Raw genomic sequence first — 17,713 nt, 5'->3', positions numbered from 1 at the left:
CGGATTTTACCCCATTTTCTTGAACAGCCAGGAGAATTGCCCCCCGCTGCGCGATGTCATTCCCTGGATCACCAGTTGCTGGATCGGGTGCGGACGGCCTTCGCCGTCGACCCACAGGCTTTCCTCTAGCGCAACCGATGCGCCATTGTCATCCGCACCCATGCGGAATTGCCACAAACTGCCGCTCGGCAGGAGCAGGCTGGCGCCGCGCTTGTCTTCGGCCAGTTTCGCCTCGACCGAGGGGCCGAGATGGAAACGGATCGCAAAGTCGATCTTGCCGCGCTTGCCCTTCTGCGCCTTGGGCAGGAGGATATCCTCGCCGCGCAATTCCTCGCCATCGCCGCGCAGCATCAATATGCGGCGGTGGGTCAGGCCGTAACGAGCGGAATAGCCGTCATGGCTGGCCTCAATGCGGGTCGCGTCTTCGCCCTTCTGCCGCATGATCCGCCGCTCGACCTCGACCTGCTCCACGCCTTTGCCCAGCGCGCCATTGATCAGCACGGCTGTTGAATTGGCATTGTCGAGCACAAGCGTGGAATGCGCCGCCGTCGCGCGCAGGCCTTGCTCGATCCGCGCAGGTACTTGCCCGCCCGCCAGTGCCGCGCCACCGCAATTGACGATCAGGCGATGCGCCCCCTCGGACATTTCCATGCCCAGCGTCGATGCACAGCCCCAGCGCGCGAGGCGCGGTTTGGGCGGCGGGGCCGCGTCGAGCAGCACCACGGTCTTGCCGCCCGCCAGCCGCTGATAGCCCCAATGGCGGATTTCCTTCAGCGGACGAGTGCGCACGCCGCTCGCTTCGATCAGAGCGGAAACCCGGTCAGCACTTGTGGCCGCCCCGCCTTGCCAGCTGCCCAGCCCGCCATCGCCATGCCGCAGCGCGAGCAGCGGCGGAACGAGCAGTTCGAGCATGATCTGCAGCGCATCGGGGAAATCGCGTTCGACCGCCTGATAGCAAGCCTTGAGATCGACCAGCAGCGCGATCGCATCCATCTGCGCCAACGGGCTGCGCGACAACACCCCGCCATCCTCTGCAACCAGTTCACCCAGCGCCTTGACCAGCCCCGCCTCGCCATAAAGCCGCCTGGGCTTGCCATCGGGCATGAGGAGACCAGCGGCAGTGATCGCAGCCCAGCCTTCGACCGCGCCGAGTTGATCCTCCGCCCGCGAAACCTTGCGGTCGAGCCAGCGGGCAGTCTCCTCAATTGCCTTGAGCATCCGCTTGCGCACCGTGGCATCGACGCCGGAGAGGACGAGCGGCGCATTGACCAACCATGCCATGAGCCGGCTTCCGGCATATTCGATGTGCCAGGCGGCGCCCTTGCCCGGCTTGGGGTTGTCGTCGAGCCAGGCAGCACAGACCCGCTCGGCGGTCGCGGCGCATTGCTCGCGCGGGGCCGAAGCGGCGAGATCGCGCAACCAGGAAAAGCCATGGATGACCCGCTCGAACGGCGGAGCCAGACGCGAGGATGAAGCGAATTCGACCTGCGCGATCGGAACCTTGGCTCCGTGAATCAGGAAGTGACCCGCGCGAAGTGCCACGCCGGCGGCCCGGTCGCCGGGAACGGGGCTCTCGACAGTCGCCAGCAAGCGCGGCCTGGCTGGCTTGCGGAAGGGAGCCGCCAGCGTGGAGCCGGGAATGCCCAGCCTGTAGGCGAGACGGATCAGCCGTTCGCCTGCGCCGACAGATGGGGGGACGAAATCGCTAAGGACAAGCGCGCGCGCTGGACCGAGCGGCTGCGTGTCGCGCGGATCGTTCTCCATTCGCGCCGAGGATTCGGAAACCGGCTGACTGTCCTTGCGCGCGAGAGGAATCGCCTTGCCGCCGCTCTCGCCAACTGCAGGATCATCCAGAGCGTGCCGCCCATCCTCATCGTGGGAGAGCAGAGCGTCCATCAACCCGCTCCCTTGAGCGCCGCGATATTGGCGGCATAGCAATCCGGCCCGCCCTTGAAGGTGGCGGATCCGGCCACCAGCACATCGGCCCCTGCTTCGACGCAGAGCCTGGCCGTTTCGGCATTGACCCCGCCATCGACTTCGAGATGAATATCGCGCCCGCTTGCGTCGATCATCGCGCGAATCTTGCGAATCTTGTCGAGCTGCGAATGGATGAAGCTCTGCCCGCCGAAACCGGGATTGACGCTCATCACCAGCACCAGATCCACATCGCCGATCAGGTAATCGAGCACCTCTATCGGCGTCGACGGATTGAGCGAGACGCCCGCCTTCTTGCCCAGCGCCTTGATCGCCTGCACCGTGCGGTGCGCATGCGGCCCGGCCTCTGGGTGGATGGTGATGATGTCGGCGCCCGCTTCGGCGAATTCCTCCAGGTAAGGATCGACCGGCGAGATCATCAGATGAACGTCGAAGGTCTTGGCGCTGTGTGGCCGCAGCGCTTTCACCACCATCGGTCCGATGGTGATGTTGGGCACATAGTGCCCGTCCATCACATCGACATGGATCCAGTCAGCCCCGGCTTCGTCGATTGCGCGCACCTCTTCGCCCAGCCGGGCGAAATCGGCGGAAAGGATCGAAGGAGAAATCAGCGGTTGCGGCATGATTCGATGGGCCAGTGCCCGTCCCGGGTTAGACGCGCTTAGTCATCGCACTAGGATTCACGAGTCGCGGCTACAAGCGCGCCACAGCCCTTTTCCCCAGAGGAAGGGCGCCTGAAGCGCAGCTTTCCACAATTGCGGGGGCTTGCAGTTCGATTAACCGCGGCAGCTTACCCAATTCAGCCGCAATTCAGCAGTTTGAAGCCATAGAGTGAGCGTGCCCGCCATGCGGGATTGAACTGTCTGCTTGTCTCACCGATATTTGAACGCACATGAAACCGATCAACACCCTCGGATGGACCCTTGCCGCGCTTTCGGGCGCTGCGATGGCGCTTGCCGCACCGGTATCCGGGCAGGGGTTGTACCGGAACAAGATTGCTCATGACATGAGCAAATGCGCACCGGGCGCAGGGCCTGCCGTGCGGGTAACGATCAATGGCGTGAAGAATTCCAGCGGCAAGATACGCGTACAGAGCTATCGCGGCACCGCAGACGACTGGCTGGAAAAGGGCAAGTGGATCAATCGTATCGAAGCCCCGGCGCACGCCGGAACGATGACGATCTGCATGCCGCTCCCTGCCAGCGGCACCTATGGCATTGCCGTGCGCCACGACACCAATGGCAATGGCAAGACCGATCTGCGCGAAGATGGCGGCGGGATGTCGAACAACCCGTCGATCAACATCTTCAATCTCGGGAAGCCGAGCTACAGGAAAACCGCCTTCACTGTGAACGGCGGGGTTCAGTCGATCTCGATCAACATGAAATACTGGTAGGACTGGCCCGGCCCGTCAGGCGTCGCGCTTGCGCCTTTCGCGCCAGAGCGAGAACAGCACGCCCGGCGCCGCCAGCACCGGGTGCTTCTCGCGCCACGGTGTCACTTCCACCGGAACCCCTGTGTGGCGCTCGATCTTCCACGCGGCATAGCGCGCTGCACCGTCGAATGTCGTGCTGGCCTTGACTAGACGCAGGATATTGAGCGGCTTGCCCATGCGCCGCCGCCGTTTCCACCATGCAAGAACGCGCTTTCGCTCAACCTCCGCCATCTGCGGAGCGATTTGCCCAGCCTCGTTGGCGTAAGCGATGCCTTGCGCATCAAGCGCCAGCGGCAAGAGCCCGTCAAAATGCACCGCGTTGACTTGCAGGATGGAATCCTCGCGTCCGGGTTTCTCGACCCGGAATTCGGCCTGGTAGGTCGCGCGGAATAGCGCGCGCCAGTACTCTTCCGCGGTCCCGCGCGGCGGGCCGAGCGCGACCGCCAATCGGGCGGCACACTGCGCCGCGCCGCTAATGGCAGACACCGCCGCCGCCCGCGCATGCTCGTCGCGGCTCCACACCAGCGCGCTCGGCTGCACGAAGCGCGCCCAGATCGTCGTATCGAGCAATTCGCCTCGCGCCGCCTCAGCGAAGGTGCCCATCGCCATAGTTGCTATCTTAGCGCGCAGCACTTCACCCGCATGCTCCCACTCGCGATAGCTCACACGCGGCCAGATCCGTTCACGCTGCTCTCCTGGCAGCAGGACATAGTAGTCGAGCACGCCTTCAAGCGAGCCGGTGCGAAGGTTCGAACCGTAGAACAGCACCGCCGATGCCCCGCTTTCGTCCGCGAGCCGCGCGGCAAACTGGGTCACAGGTGGCTGGACCTCTGCGGAAAGCTGGCGGTCGATCCTGTCAGCGAGCGCTTGCATCAGGGCGCGACGAATTCGATCGCAGGGCCCGGTTCGACCAGATAGTCGCCTGCAGGGAAGGCTTCGCCGTCGAGAATGAATTGATCGCCCAGCTTCATCTCGAAACTCGGAATGCCAAGTTGATGCAATCCGCGTTCGGCCATGTTGTCCATCAGCCGCCCGGACAGGACGAGCGGCAATCGCAGCAGCGTCCGCCGCGTTGCCTGGTCGAGCAATGCCAGCCTCACTTCGCCTTTCGCATTGCCGAAGGGCCTGATTCCTGCGGGAAACCGTTCGAGCGTCGAGGCCAGCAGCAATTGGCGAAAGCGCGGATCGCCAAGGCCGCTATGCGCTGCCGCGTTGCGTTCCGGACCCAGGCGGATGTCCATTTCCGCCCCCTTCCTCCACGGATTGGCGCGGCTGCCGAGAATGGCCGAGAGAAGGCCCCACAGGGTCGTGACACCCACGGCCAGGCTGTTGAACGCCCCGAGCCGGTGTGCATCCTGCCCTTTCTGGATACCCAGAGTGAATGCGCCCGCACCCAGGATGAAACCGAGGAGCGCAGAATCACGATCTCCTTGCGGCGTGATCCGCAAGGGGCGGCGCAAGATGCGGCGCCCGCCGGTATAGGCATCGATCGCGTCCTGAAGCGACCAATCGGTTGGTGCATCAAGATCGACCGTCAGCGCATTGGTCTTGCCCTTGGGCAAAACTGCGACTGCCGGCCAATTGTCGCCGAAAACACCGGCCCCGGCGGTCAGCGCATCGCGCACCGTGCCGTCGCCGCCATTGATGACAAGCAGTTCAATCTCTCGCTGCCTGAAACGCTCGAGGGCGTCGGGAAGCTGGTCGAGATGTCCCGGCTGAGCGACAAAGACATGCGGCGCGGGATCGCTTGCCAGATCCTGCCCTTTGTTGCGGTGGCTGCGCGGATTGTAGATCACGCCCACCTTCGGCGGCGCACTGGCAAGCGAAGGGGCGCTTCCTGGCGCAGGCTGATGTTGCGGGCCGGGCATGGGCAGCGCCTTTACCCGTAAACCATGCCGCTTCACTAGGTTTTTTATCGACCCGTTCCCGCGCGCCTCCCGAAAGGGCAGTTTGGACATGCGGAGCGGTCCATTTCGCGCTAGAACGCCGCCATGCTCACTCAAGACCTGCTCGAATCCGCCCGCGGCCTGTCGCAAGAAATCGTAACACTGCGCCGGTCCATTCACGCCGAACCGGAACTGGGGCTCGAAACCCCCAAGACGCTGGCCAAGGTCCGCGCGGCGCTGGCCGACTTGCCGCTGACCTGGCGCGAGGGGCCATCATGCACCGGGGCGATCGCGACGCTTGAAGGAACGACGCCGGGACGAAGGGTGTTGTTGCGCGGCGACATGGACGCCTTGCCGATGGACGAGAAGACCGGGCTGGATTTCGCCTCGACCGTTCCCGGTAGGATGCACGCCTGCGGGCATGACACGCACACCGCCATGCTGGCAGGTGCGGCGCGGCTGCTTTGCGCCAGGCAGGCGGAAATTTCGGGCACGGTCGACTTCATGTTCCAGCCCGGCGAGGAAGGCTATCACGGTGCCCGGCACATGATCGATGATGGGCTGCTCGAACCGCAGGCCGATGCCGCCTTTGCTCTCCATATCATGCCTAACGCGCCCTTCGGCGTGATTGGCGGACGGGCCGGGCCACTGCTCGCTGCAGCCGACCAGTTCACCATCACCGTCAAGGGTCAGGGCGGCCATGCCTCCATGCCGCATGATTGCAGCGATCCTGTTCCGGCGGCAGCGGCAATTGTGAGCGCGATCCAGGCCATGGTGACCCGGCGGTTCAATGCAGCCAGCGCCGTGGTCGTGACCGTGACGCAAATCCATGCGGGCACTGCGCACAATGTCATCCCCGACGACGTAACCCTTGGCGGCACCATGCGCACGCTATCGCCGGAGCATCGCGAAAAGGTCCACGCACTGATCGCCGAATGCGCCTCTCTGACCGCGGCAGCGCATGGCGTGGAAGCCAGTTGCGAAATCGAGGAGGGTTTCCCCGTGACCATCTGCGATGAACGGGCGGTCGCGCTTGGCAAGTCGGTGGCGCAGGAAATTGGCGGAGCCGAAGGCTGGCGCGATCTTGCCGACCCGATCATGGGCGCGGAGGACTTTTCCTACGTGCTGGAGAAAGTGCCCGGCGCCATGTTTTTCCTTGGCGTAGCGAAGGAGGGCGAGGATTGGAGGCAATGCTGTGCGATCCACTCGCCGCGCATGCTTGTCGACGAGAACGCACTGCCGCGCGGCACCGCCATGCTGGCCGGTTGCGCGCTCAAGTTCTTGAACGAGGGCTGGAGCTAGGCCAGCCTTCGGCGCACCCGACAGGATTGTCCTCGCGCCTGAGGCGCTCGTTCGTCTCGGCTGTGCCTCGACTCCGAACGAGTTTCCCATCGTCATGATAAGCCAAGGGGGAAGCCCTCTCTCGAAGACTTCCCCCTTGGCGCACCCGACAGGATTCGAACCTGTGACCTCTGCCTTCGGAGGGCAGCGCTCTATCCAGCTGAGCTACGGGTGCGTGGCCCACTTTCGCGGGCCGAGGGCGCTTAGCAAAGCGCCCGCCGCGGGGCCACCTTAAAATGCAAGCTTGCAGGCCGAGCAGGCGCACCGTTTGCCGGTTAACCGCGATCCGCCATGAAGACGGGTGCACGGCTTAGCAATTTGGCAATCTCTGGCCGGCTATTGAGTAACCATCATGTCGGCAATCGAGAATCCCGATCAGTTTCGCTCTGCCCTCGAGGCAGGCAGCGATGCTGGGACATCGCTTGAAACGCTGGCAGGCAAATGGATCGCGCTGCACGAAACCGCCCAATCGATCACGCGAATGGCGGCGCTCGCGCCTGAGGAAATGAGCCCCGATCTGGCAGGGTTTCCTGCGCGCATGGCCGCCGCAAGCCAGGCTCGCCTCGCGCGTTCCATCGAATTGCTGGACGATATTGAAGCGATGCTGCAACCGGGGCTGGCCGCGCTCAAGGCGATCGAGGCCCGCGGGCAGGATACCACTGCACCCGCTCTGGCGCTGTGGCGCGAATATTACAACGCGCGCAAGGCGCTGTTACAGCTTTGCTCGTTGGCCGAGGAAGCCTGGCCTGCCGCCTGAACACTTGACGGCGTTCCCACTCTGTTCCAACCTGCCGCAATGGCAGACAGCATTACGACGCCGGGTGATTCTCTCCTCCAGGCAGAGCCGGGAACGGTTGACGCCGCAGCGGTCGCGCGCGGAATCGGGCGCTTGTTTGCGCGCAACGACATCTGGTGCCTTCCCGAAATGCCTCTGAGAAATGGCCGCCGGGCTGACCTGATGGGCGTCGACGCCAAGGGCCAGATCGTGATCGTCGAGATCAAGGTTGCCCGCTCCGACCTGTTGGGCGACGGCAAATGGCCCGACTATCTCGAATTCTGTGATCGCTTCTATTGGGGGCTTCCCCCGCATCTCGATCGCAGCCCGCTGGAGACCGAGGCTTATCGCCCCGATTGCTGCGGACTGGTGGTGGCGGATGGCTATGATGCGGAGATCCTGCGACCTGCTCCGCTCAGACCCCTCAATGCGGCTCGGCGAAAAACGGAAATGGAGCGGCTCGCGCGGGCGGCGCTGCGCCGACATGCCGGTCTGATCGATCCGCGCACTGCGGCAATGTTTCCGGGCGAATAGGACCGAAGGCGCCACTGTCGCGCGACCGGCGATTGCGGCATAAGTACTTTCATGCTGCCCGCCATGCTCCAAACCGCATTGGCCATGATCGCGATCGTCGCATTGCGCTATCTGGTGTCAAGCGGGCTGTTCGCCTTGCTGACGTCGCGGCTACGCCCCGGGCTCTATGCCGGATTGGGCAAACAGATCAGAGCGGAAATCGGTTGGTCGCTCCTGTCGGCCACGATCTATGGCCTCCCCGCCGGGATCATCCTGTGGGGCTGGCAGGAGAAAGGCTGGACGCAGATATATACGGATCCGGGCGAGTTTCCGGTCTGGTATCTTCCCCTTTCGCTGGCGATCTATCTGTTTGCGCATGACACCTGGTTCTATTGGACCCATCGGCTGATGCACGTCCCGCGCCTGTTCCGGCTGGCACATGGCGTGCACCATGACAGCCGCCCGCCCACCGCCTGGACGGCGATGAGCTTTCATCCGCTCGAAGCAGTGACAGGTGCGGTTGCAATTCCGCTGCTGGTGTTCCTGGTTCCGGTTCACCTGGGCATTCTGGGCCTGGTGCTGGCAATCATGACCGTGATGGGCGTCACCAATCATATGGGATGGGAGATGTTTCCCCGCTCGCTGGTCCATTCCCGGCTGGGGGGCTGGCTGATCACTGCGAGCCACCATGAGAAGCATCACGAAACCTACCGCTGCAATTACGGCCTCTATTTCCGCTTCTGGGACAGGCTGTGCGGCACCGATCGCGGCCTCTCGACACGGTTTGCACTCCAAAACACGCAATAATCCGGCAGCTTCGCCCCAATCGCCGCATGCGTGACGTCAATGCGCCGCGACAGACATTTTTCGACTTTTGCGGATGACTTAACAGTATGTTTACCATGGTGCGCCAGAACCCCCGATAAGTTCATTACGCAAGGGGCAAACAGGGCCATGGACACGCTTCGCGGCAATTTCGATTCTTCCGATGTAACGGATGATTCGCGCGACTATGACGTCACCGAAGACGAGAGCGTCCGTGATGTCCCCCCGGCCGCGATTGGCCAGGACGAACGGCGCATGCAGGTGCGGGCCTATAATTTCTGGGCCGGCATGCTCGACGATCGCAACTATCCTTCGATCGAGGAGCTCAATCCCGAGAATATCGAGGACTTCGGCCCATACAGCGTATTGCTCGACTTTTCGGTCGGTATTGACGATCCGGCAGTCCAGTTCCTTGGCAAGGAGCTGGCCAAGGAATGCGGCACCGAGGACGAAATCCGCAAGCTTTCGGACGTCCCGCCGCGTTCGCTGCTGAGCCGCATCACCGACCACTATATGCAGATCCTCGCCAACCAGGCGCCGATCGGCTTCGAAGCGGAATTCGTCAATCAGCGCGGCAACACCGTGCTCTATCGCGGTATCCTGCTGCCCTATTCGAGCGACGATGAAACGATTGATTTCATCTATGGCGTCATCAACTGGAAAGAGATGGCCGATGCGGTGGCCGCAGACGAGCTGTTGCTCGAAATCGACCAGGCTCTCGAACAGGACGAACAGAATGCCGACGAAGACCGGCGCGAATCCGATCCGGTAACCGATTGGGCGGACGGCCCCGTTGGTGAAGACGAATCTGACAATGTGATGCCTGAACTGGCCTCCGGCTTCGGCGATCAGGGCAATGTCTCTCCGCTCGATCTTTCGGAGCTCGACCTTTCCGATGACGACATCATCGGCAGCGACGAGGAGCTGCCCCAACCGGCATTTGGCGATTACTCGCTGGATGACGATTATGAGGACGAGGAAGAGGAAGAAGCCAATTACGACTTCGCCTCGCTGACCGACCACATCAAGGCACCGGTCAAGAAAGCGCCTGCGCTCGATCTGGAAGGCATGGAAGCCCAGGTCCATTATGAACCGGAGAGCTTCGGAACCAGCCAGGGTGACCTGGACGAAACGCCTTCGCAGCACGATATTCCCGTGGCTTACGAGCCCGAAAACCCGATCCCGGCCGAGGAAGATTACGCGAACGAACCGGCATACCAGCCGCATGTTCCCGCAACGCCGGACGTTTCCGTGCCTGAAGCGGCAGAGAACGATTCTTCAGTACCGGCTGCGCCCGAACCTGCCTTCGACGAGCCGGAGCATGATCCCGAACCCGAAGCGGTCGAGCCGGTCTCCGCAGCACCGGTCACGCCCGAACCGATGGTTCCCAATGTCCCGCCGCTGACGGCGCTTGCAAAAGAGCTGCCGGAAGGTGCCGGACTTTACGATTGCCTCGCCTCTGCCCGTGAGTTGGCGCTTGCCGCCCGTACGAGCGAGGACCGCAGCCGCAGCGCACTCTATGCAGCAGTTGGCCGCGCCTACGACTTCTCTCTCGCCGCCGAAGAAGCACCGGAAGAATATGAAGAACTGATCGAGGAGAACGGTCTGGCCGCGCAGGAACGCGCGCCGATGACGCCGGTCGTCAAGCTCGTCTTCGGTGCAGACTACGACAAGACGCGCCTGACCGAATATGCCGCCGTGCTGAGCCATGCGCACCGTGTCGGTATCGAACGCGGCAAGCTTTCCGATTTCCTGAGCGAGGCTGAGGGGGGGCTCAAGGGCGTAGTCCAGGCCGAACGCCGGTTGCGCAAGGAAGAGAGCGGCAAGACGGTCGAGCCGACCGATGCGGTGCGCTCGGCTCTAGCCAAGAAACTGCGCAAGATCGACGCTATCGGCCTGGACGAGCTCGACACCGAGGGTGCGGAATTCTCGCTGGTCATGGTCCGCCGGACCGAGGATGGCGAAATCGTCGTGCTTGGCGAAATCGACGACGACATCCCGCTGATCGAACGCGTTGGCCGCATTTTGGTCAAATAGCTACCGCGGGGTTGCAACCAATGATCGCAAAGGGCTGGGGGAAACCCCGGCCCTTTCCGTTTCGCCTGCCCATTCGCTTCCGCCAAACCCATTGCGCAACCAGGCGTCTCGCCCCACCTTCGCAATGAGAGTGATGGCGCAGACTTGAGCAAGAGGTATCGAAGCATGGTTTGGGCGCTGGCTGCAATCGTCGCGATGCTTGTTCTGGCAGCACTCGTCCTGAAACTGGCGATCGCGCGAAACGGTGCGGCAGTGCTCGACGGGATCGACCGGCTTGCAGGCGGCGGCGGAACCGCACCCGCCATCGAAACTCGCTATGGCGAGCATCAGGCACAGCGTCTCTACATCCACCGCGCCACTGGCATGAGTGCCGATGATCCGCAGCCAGTCCTGATCTTCTTTCATGGCGGAAGCTGGCGTAGCGGCGATCCGCGCTACTACGACTTTGTGGGCAGGGCCTTTACGGCGCGCGGCCTGACGGTGGTGAATGTCGGCTACCGGTTGGGCGAGGAAGGTCGCTTTCCGGCCATGCTGGAAGACGGGGCCGCGGCGATCCGCTGGGTGCATGGCAATATCGCGCGACACGGCGGCGATCCCGATCGCATTCACCTGATGGGGCATTCAGCGGGAGCATACAATGCGGTCATGCTGGCACTGGACCAGCAATGGCTGGCGCGCGAGGGGTTGCCCCCAGGCGCGATAAAGGGAGCTGTCGGCCTGGCCGGACCATATGATTTTCATCCCTTCGACACGGATGCGAGCAAAGCCGCGTTCGGCCATGCCGAGCAGCCTGAAACGACCCAGCCGGTAAACCACGCGCGCGCGGACGCACCGCCGCTCTTGCTGATCCACGGAGAGAAGGACGTGCTGGTAAAGCCGCGCAACAGCCGTGCTCTTGAACGTCGTATGGCAGAAGCGGGGGCCGCCGCGATTTCGCAGTTCCACCCCGAAATGGATCACTACGATCCGCTGGTCTCACTTGCGGCTCCCTGGCGCAGGAGGCGCAGTATTGACGAGCGGATCGCCGATTTTGTGCTGGGTCGCAAAGCTTCAGTTCCCGTTCAGGCCGAAACCCGCTAGGATTCCCCATATGCGCCTCCTAAGCCAGTGCCTTGCCGTCCTGCTCGCCCTTGCGCTGAGTACGGAGCCCGCCGCGGCGCAATCGATCTTGCGCGATGCGGAGACTGAGGCCCTGTTCCACGACATGGCCGCCCCACTGGTTGAAGCGGCAGGCCTCGAGCCGGACAATGTCGACGTCGTGCTCATCAACGATCCCTCGATCAACGCTTTCGTCGCCGGCGGCCAGGCGGTCTATATCCACAGCGGGTTGATCGATGCGGCAGATAACGCCGACGAAGTGCAGGGCGTGATCGCGCACGAATTGGGACATATCACCGGCGGTCACGTTATCCGTTACGGAGAAGGAGCGAGCGCCGCGACGAAGGTGAGCCTGCTGTCGATGCTGCTGGGAATCGGCGCCGCTCTTGCCGGCGGAGGCGATGCAGCGATGGGCGTCCTAATGGCAGGGCAGCGAGCCGCAATGGGCAAGTTCCTCGCATTCAGCCGGGTGCAGGAATCGTCCGCCGACGCAGCCGGTGCGAGTTTTCTTTCCAAGGCCGGCATTTCGGGACGCGGATCGCTCAGCTTCTTCGGCAAGCTGCGCAACCAGGAGTTTCGTTACGGCTACAGCCAGGACGATGAAGCCGGGTTTACGCGGACCCACCCGCTTTCGGGAGACCGCATCGCCAGGCTGCGCGAAGTCTATGAACGGGACCCGGCATGGAACACGCCCGGCGATCCCGAGCTGCAGCGCCGCTTCCTGCGCGTGAAGGCCAAGCTGTTCGGTTATGTCGCAACGCCCGAACGAACGCTCAACGCCTATCCCGAAGGCGACACCAGCATTCCCGCGCGATATGCCCGCGCCTATGCGTTTCACAAGAACGCACTTATCGACAAGGCGCTGGGCGAAGCTGACTCCTTGCTCGCGGAAAGGCCCGACGATCCCTATTTCCTCGAGCTCAAGGGTCAGGTCCTGCTTGAATCCGGCAAGCCCAGGGAAGCACTGGCGCCGCTGCGCCGCGCAACGGAGCTGACCACGAACCAGCCCTTGATCGCTTCGATGTTCGGTCACGCGTTGATCGCGACCGAGGATGAGGCAAACTATCCGGAGGCGGAGCGCGTCCTGCGTGCGGCGGTGGCGCGCGACAGGCTCAATCCCTTCGCCTGGTATCAGCTTGGCGTGGTCTATGCCGCTCGCGGGGATATGCCGCGAGCGCGCCTGGCAAGTGCCGAACAGCAGGTCATGAACGGCAGCTATGCCGAGGCTCTGCGCAGCGCTCAGGCTGCCGAAGCCGGCCTGCCCGAAGGCACTCCCGACTGGATCCGGGCGCAGGACATATCCTTGCAAGCGCGCGCCGAGCTTGAACAGATGCGCGACAGAAACTGACTTTCAAACGGGGAATGACGATGAAATCCAACCTGCTTGGCGCAGCGCTCGCGCTGGTATTCGGCTTTCTCGGTGCCGCGATCTGGTCGTGGACGGGCCTGGCGGATGCCCGGACGAAGACCTACCTGCTGGAAAATCCGAAACTCCTGCAGCAGATGGCCGAAGCCTATCAGGAAGAGCAGACGCGGGAACGGTTGGCTGGGGTTTCCGGTGAGGTGACGAAAGCCTTCCCCGGAGCCATTCTGGGTAACCCAGATGGTTCCAAGGTGCTGGTCGAATTCACCGATTACAACTGTCCTTATTGCAGGCAGAGCATGTCCGATGTGCAGCAACTGATCGAATCCGACCCGGAAGTGAAAGTCGTGGTGCGCGAGTGGCCGATCTTCCAGGGCAGCGACCTTGCTTCGCGTATGGCGCTGGCTGCAGCCAAGCAAGGCAAATACGCCGCATTCCATGATGCAATGTTCGCTGCCGGACGCGCTACACCGGAAACGATCAAGCGGGCAGCGATCGACGCGGGGCTCGACCTGGATCAGGCGCGGGCTGACGGCGCATCGCAAGAGGTCGAGCTTGAGTTGGCACGCAATCATGCTCTGGCCCAGCAGCTCGGCTTCAGCGGCACGCCAAGCTGGGTAACGAGCACCCAGGCGTTCGAAGGGGCTGTTGGTTTTGCTGCGCTCAAGGCGGCACTGGATCCGGACGAAAGCTGATCCGATGTTGCGCGGCGCGTTGATCGGCCTGGCGCTTCTGACGGGCACGGCGAGTCCCGCAGCAGCTGAGCCATCTGCACCCGAATCTGTTAAATTTTCCCGCGAACTCAAGGCCTTTCAGTCGAGGGAGGCCCGCCTCTTCGCGATCGGGTGGCGGCTCGCAAGGGCCAATGCCCGCTATTGCGACGACACCGAATATTCCAGCGGCCTGCTGTTGCAGGATGTAGCGAGCTATGGCGAACCTGCCCTTGTCCGCGCTGCGCTGGGGCTCTCTGGCGACTTCGGCGTACAGGCCGTTGCGCCTGCCTCACCTGCCGAGGAGGGAGGCCTGGCGGTCAACGATACGGTCTTGTCCGTCGATGGCGTTGAACTTGACGAAGCACCGCTCGATCCAAAACGTCCGTGGGCAAGGCTGGCCGATATCGAGAAGGATATCGCTGCAAGTCATCGCCAGGACGGCAAGATCACTCTGAAATGGCGCAAGCCGGGTGGAGCAGAGCAAACTCATTCCGTCGCGGGAATCCAAGTCTGTTCCTCGCGCTTCGAGCTGGCGACCAGGGGCAAGCGCGCTCTGGCCGATGGCACGCGCGTCCGCTTCGGGGCGGCATTTCCCGCCTTCGCCTATGCCGAAGACGAGCTGGCGGCGGCGATCGCACATGAGCTGGCGCACAATTTGCTGCGCCACCGCGCGTGGCTCGATACGCATGGCCGCAAACAGTCGAGCGTTCGCTTGACCGAGCGCGAAGCGGACCGGCTGATGCCGTGGCTATTGGCCAATGCCGGATACGATCCGCAAGCATCGCTCCGCTTCATGGAGCGCTGGGGCCCCGATCATTCGGGAGGGATCTTCCGCAAGCGCACCCATGAAGGGTGGGACGAGCGTGCGGAAGCGATCGCAGCCGAGTTGGAAGGAATGCAGCAGTTTATCGAACCGGACGGCTCAGCCGACTGGCGCGCGCATTTCACCCGCGAGACGGGACCAGATACCGGTAGCTGAGCGTCAGTCCTCCAGCGCCGCCGCATACATCGAATTGATCGGACGTGACATTACGCGCCGGACCATCGGCTCGAAGAATTCGAGCGGCTCACTGTCGTAATCCGGATCGAACGCCGACTGGTCGTATTTCTCGCAGAACTCCGCGCAGGCATCGAAATAGGGATTGCCTCGGAACTGCTCACGCGATTCCTTGTCCATGCCGAGATAGTGGAAATAATAATAACCCTGGAAATGGCCGTGGTGCTGGCAGATCCAGTGAAGTTCCTCCGACACGAAGGGCTTGATGATCGCGGCTGCTACTTCCGGGTGGTTATAGCTGCCCAGCGTATCGCCGATATCGTGGAGCAGCGCCATCACGACATATTGCTCGTCGCGCCCGTCGCGATGCGCACGGGTCGCGGTTTGCAGCGAATGTTCCAGCCGGCACACCGGGAAGCCTCCGAAATCCCCTTCAAGCAGCTTCAGATGCTCGAGAACGCGATCCGGCAGGTTCCTGGCGAATGCGCCGAATTCCCTGGCGATGATCGCCCAGTCTTCCGCCGTCCCTTCGGTCATCGCCTTGAAGCTGGCGCGCGGCGCGGCCTTTTCCAGTGTGTCAGCAGTCACTATCTTTGTCTCCTCTCCTCGACCAGCAGTGTAGCGCACACGGCGGGAGTCGCCAAAACAAACTGCCAAACGGGTTGCAAATGGGCTAAAGCGAAACTTCATGGCGATGTTGCCGATCAGACCGACGCCGTTCTTTGCAAACAAGAACCGGGCCTTCTGGAACCTCCAGTTTGCCGGCTGGGGCGGAGCTTTCCTGCTGCGCTCCATGTCAGCGATGGCGAACAGCCAGTCGCTCGACCTGCTGGCGGTCATCCTGGTCACCACAATCACGGGCTTTTCGATCAGCCTCATCCTCTCGGTGATCTATCGTCAGCTCATCAGCAAGCAGCCGCTTGTCACCTGGACCTCTGCGGTCCTTGTGCTGCTGGGTGCGGTGGTCATCCATGCCTCGATCGACGCCTGGGTGCAGGGCATCTATTACGCGGGAATCCGGGAGACGACCTTTGCCCAGCGTTTTATTGGCCTGAGCTATATTCCGCTCACGCTGCTGGGCGGCTGGAGCGCGCTCTATTTCGCGATCAATTACTTTCTCACGCTGGAACAGCAGGCAGATCGCCTCGAACGACTGGAAGCACAGGCCACCAGTGCTCAGCTCGCCATGCTGCGCTATCAACTCAACCCGCATTTCCTGTTCAACACGCTCAACTCGATCAGCACCCTCGTGCTGCTCAAGCAGACCGAACCCGCCAACGCCATGCTGACCCGGCTCAGCTCTTTCCTGCGGCACACGCTGGTGGTGGAGCCGGGCAGCCAGGTCACGCTGGCGCAGGAGGTCGAAACTCTCCAGCTCTATCTCGGGATCGAGCGGATGCGGTTCGAGGACCGGCTGCGCACCGAATTCGAGATCGAAGATCGTGCGCTGGACGCCAGCCTGCCTTCCATGCTGCTTCAACCGCTGATCGAAAATGCCATCAAATACGCCGTCTCTCCGCAAGAGGAGGGTGCCAAGATCTCTCTCTCGGCCCGTGTCGTGGGCGATCGCCTGCGTATCAGTGTCGAGGACACCGGGCCTGGCTTCCCGGAGTCCGTCGAAGAGGACCTGCGAAGCCTGGCGGATAGCTCTGCCGGCAAACTTACGTCCACGGGTGTCGGCCTGGCCAATATTCGCAATCGCCTGGCGCAGGCCTATGGCACCGATCACCGCTTTGAAACCCGCTCGGAACCGGGCGGCGGCTTCAGCGTACTGATCGAAATTCCCTACCAGGCAGCAGACGAGGAAGCTGCCCGGTCAACAGAATCCGAACAACGGATCGATCCCCCTGAAACTGCGGCCATTATCCCCCTCAATCCCGGCCGCGCCATTGGAAGTAACGCATGACTATCAGAACCATTCTTGTTGATGACGAGAAGCTGGCCATTCAGGGCCTGCAGCTCCGCCTCGAGGCATTCGACGATGTCGAAGTGATCGACACCTGTTCGAACGGGCGCGAAGCGATCCGCAAGATCAAGACTCAGAAACCCGACCTTGTTTTCCTCGATATCCAGATGCCCGGGTTTGACGGATTCTCCGTGGTGAAAGGCATCATGGAGATCGAACCTCCGCTGATCGTATTTGTCACCGCCTATGCGGAACATGCGATCCGGGCGTTCGAAGCCAATGCCGTCAATTATCTGATGAAGCCCGTCGATGAAGACAGGCTGGCCGACACGGTAGAGCGCGTGCGCATACGCCTGGCCGAGAAGAAAGGCGCCGAAGAGGCCGACAAGCTGCTCGGTGTGCTGAGCGAAGTTGCGCCCGACAAGGCGGAAGAGTTCGCCGACAGCGAAAGCGAATCGAGCGAACGTTTCGAAAGGCTCATCAATGTGAAGGATCGCGGGCAGATATTCCGTGTCGAAGTCGATTCGATTGAGCATATCGAGGCGGCAGGCGACTATATGTGCATCTACACCGGCGACAATTCGCTGATCCTGCGCGAAACGATGAAGGATCTCGAACGGCGGCTCGACCCGCGCAAGTTCCAGCGCGTCCACCGCTCAACCATCGTCAATCTCAACCAGGTCCGGCAGGTCAAACCGCACACCAATGGCGAATGCTTCCTCGTGCTGGATAGCGGCGCGGAGGTGAAGGTTTCGCGGTCCTACAGGGATGTTGTCGCACGCTTCGTGCATTAGGCACCGCTTCCAATTCCGTTCGTGCTGAGCTTGTCGAAGTACCGCTTTTTCTTCTAGCGCATGTCTCGAAGTGAAGATCGGCCCTTCGACAAGCT

17 protein-coding genes and 1 tRNA gene are annotated in these 17,713 nt (G+C 62.4%); 12 read left to right on the top strand and 6 right to left on the bottom strand.

Annotated elements, in window-relative coordinates; translation table 11 throughout:
* Positions 1 to 6: 6 nt before the first annotated feature.
* Together ACQY6C_RS06355 and rpe are read right to left on the bottom strand one after the other, a co-directional pair.
* A complete protein-coding gene (locus ACQY6C_RS06355; RefSeq protein WP_427966296.1) occupies positions 7 to 1,896 on the bottom strand; it encodes a heparinase II/III family protein in 1,890 nt (629 codons plus the stop codon).
* Positions 1,896 to 2,558, bottom strand: coding sequence for a ribulose-phosphate 3-epimerase (gene rpe / locus ACQY6C_RS06350; RefSeq protein WP_427966293.1), 663 nt, complete (start codon positions 2,556 to 2,558; stop codon positions 1,896 to 1,898). The genes ACQY6C_RS06355 and rpe overlap by 1 nt, the downstream gene beginning before the upstream one ends.
* A gap of 269 nt (positions 2,559 to 2,827) precedes the next feature.
* Between rpe and ACQY6C_RS06345 the strand changes: the two genes are divergently transcribed.
* Positions 2,828 to 3,331 carry a DUF2141 domain-containing protein gene (locus tag ACQY6C_RS06345; protein ID WP_427966290.1) on the top strand — a complete coding sequence of 168 codons (504 nt, stop codon included), beginning with the start codon at positions 2,828 to 2,830 and terminating at the stop codon, positions 3,329 to 3,331.
* Positions 3,332 to 3,346: 15 nt separating this feature from the next.
* Here ACQY6C_RS06345 and ACQY6C_RS06340 read toward each other — a convergent pair whose 3' ends face one another.
* Positions 3,347 to 4,246: a hypothetical protein gene (locus ACQY6C_RS06340; protein ID WP_427966379.1), complete on the bottom strand. Its 900-nt coding sequence runs from the start codon at positions 4,244 to 4,246 to the stop codon at positions 3,347 to 3,349.
* A complete protein-coding gene (locus ACQY6C_RS06335) occupies positions 4,243 to 5,238 on the bottom strand; it encodes a diacylglycerol/lipid kinase family protein (RefSeq protein WP_427966288.1) in 996 nt (331 codons plus the stop codon). The genes ACQY6C_RS06340 and ACQY6C_RS06335 overlap by 4 nt, the downstream gene beginning before the upstream one ends.
* Before the next feature lie 123 nt (positions 5,239 to 5,361).
* On the opposite strand from ACQY6C_RS06335, the gene ACQY6C_RS06330 reads away from it, so the two are divergent.
* Positions 5,362 to 6,558, top strand: a complete 1,197-nt coding sequence (locus ACQY6C_RS06330; RefSeq protein ID WP_427966285.1) for a M20 metallopeptidase family protein — start codon at positions 5,362 to 5,364, stop codon at positions 6,556 to 6,558.
* Positions 6,559 to 6,695: 137 nt separating this feature from the next.
* Here ACQY6C_RS06330 and ACQY6C_RS06325 read toward each other — a convergent pair.
* Positions 6,696 to 6,772: transfer RNA gene (locus tag ACQY6C_RS06325), tRNA-Arg, on the bottom strand.
* Between the two features lie 177 nt (positions 6,773 to 6,949).
* Between ACQY6C_RS06325 and ACQY6C_RS06320 the strand changes: the two genes are divergently transcribed.
* The 8 genes from ACQY6C_RS06320 (at position 6,950) to ACQY6C_RS06285 (ending at position 14,900) form a co-directional block, all read left to right on the top strand.
* On the top strand, positions 6,950 to 7,354 hold the full coding sequence (locus tag ACQY6C_RS06320; RefSeq protein WP_427966283.1) for a hypothetical protein: 405 nt from the start codon (positions 6,950 to 6,952) through the stop codon (positions 7,352 to 7,354).
* Between the two features lie 39 nt (positions 7,355 to 7,393).
* Positions 7,394 to 7,906 (top strand): MmcB family DNA repair protein, encoded by a 513-nt coding sequence (locus ACQY6C_RS06315; RefSeq protein ID WP_427966280.1) that lies wholly within the window; start codon positions 7,394 to 7,396, stop codon positions 7,904 to 7,906.
* A gap of 51 nt (positions 7,907 to 7,957) precedes the next feature.
* The gene (locus ACQY6C_RS06310) at positions 7,958 to 8,692 is read left to right on the top strand and encodes a sterol desaturase family protein (RefSeq protein ID WP_427966277.1); all 735 of its coding nucleotides are present in this window, start codon (positions 7,958 to 7,960) and stop codon (positions 8,690 to 8,692) included.
* A gap of 147 nt (positions 8,693 to 8,839) precedes the next feature.
* Positions 8,840 to 10,747, top strand: a complete 1,908-nt coding sequence (locus ACQY6C_RS06305) for a PAS domain-containing protein (RefSeq protein ID WP_427966274.1) — start codon at positions 8,840 to 8,842, stop codon at positions 10,745 to 10,747.
* A gap of 165 nt (positions 10,748 to 10,912) precedes the next feature.
* A complete protein-coding gene (locus ACQY6C_RS06300) occupies positions 10,913 to 11,827 on the top strand; it encodes an alpha/beta hydrolase (protein ID WP_427966271.1) in 915 nt (304 codons plus the stop codon).
* A gap of 10 nt (positions 11,828 to 11,837) precedes the next feature.
* A complete protein-coding gene (locus ACQY6C_RS06295; RefSeq protein ID WP_427966268.1) occupies positions 11,838 to 13,193 on the top strand; it encodes a M48 family metalloprotease in 1,356 nt (451 codons plus the stop codon).
* 20 nt (positions 13,194 to 13,213) lie between these two features.
* Positions 13,214 to 13,903, top strand: a complete 690-nt coding sequence (locus ACQY6C_RS06290) for a DsbA family protein (RefSeq protein ID WP_427966265.1) — start codon at positions 13,214 to 13,216, stop codon at positions 13,901 to 13,903.
* Between the two features lie 4 nt (positions 13,904 to 13,907).
* Positions 13,908 to 14,900, top strand: coding sequence for a PDZ domain-containing protein (locus ACQY6C_RS06285; RefSeq protein ID WP_427966262.1), 993 nt, complete (start codon positions 13,908 to 13,910; stop codon positions 14,898 to 14,900).
* A 3-nt stretch (positions 14,901 to 14,903) separates the two neighbouring features.
* On the opposite strand, the gene ACQY6C_RS06280 is transcribed toward ACQY6C_RS06285, so the two are convergent.
* Positions 14,904 to 15,455 (bottom strand): HD domain-containing protein, encoded by a 552-nt coding sequence (locus ACQY6C_RS06280; RefSeq protein WP_427966376.1) that lies wholly within the window; start codon positions 15,453 to 15,455, stop codon positions 14,904 to 14,906.
* A gap of 151 nt (positions 15,456 to 15,606) precedes the next feature.
* Here ACQY6C_RS06280 and ACQY6C_RS06275 point away from each other — a divergent pair, with 151 nt between their 5' ends.
* Both ACQY6C_RS06275 and ACQY6C_RS06270 read left to right on the top strand, forming a co-directional pair.
* On the top strand, positions 15,607 to 16,824 hold the full coding sequence (locus tag ACQY6C_RS06275; RefSeq protein ID WP_427966259.1) for a sensor histidine kinase: 1,218 nt from the start codon (positions 15,607 to 15,609) through the stop codon (positions 16,822 to 16,824).
* The gene (locus tag ACQY6C_RS06270; RefSeq protein ID WP_427966256.1) at positions 16,821 to 17,618 is read left to right on the top strand and encodes a LytR/AlgR family response regulator transcription factor; all 798 of its coding nucleotides are present in this window, start codon (positions 16,821 to 16,823) and stop codon (positions 17,616 to 17,618) included. The genes ACQY6C_RS06275 and ACQY6C_RS06270 overlap by 4 nt, the downstream gene beginning before the upstream one ends.
* The last annotated feature ends 95 nt before the right edge of the window (positions 17,619 to 17,713 follow it).

The organism is Altererythrobacter sp. (assembly GCF_050299635.1).
In the GTDB taxonomy this organism is placed as follows: Bacteria; Pseudomonadota; Alphaproteobacteria; order Sphingomonadales; family Sphingomonadaceae; genus Erythrobacter.
The sequence above is the reverse complement of the archived record's forward strand: the minus strand, read 5'-3'. Positions and strand labels throughout refer to the sequence as shown.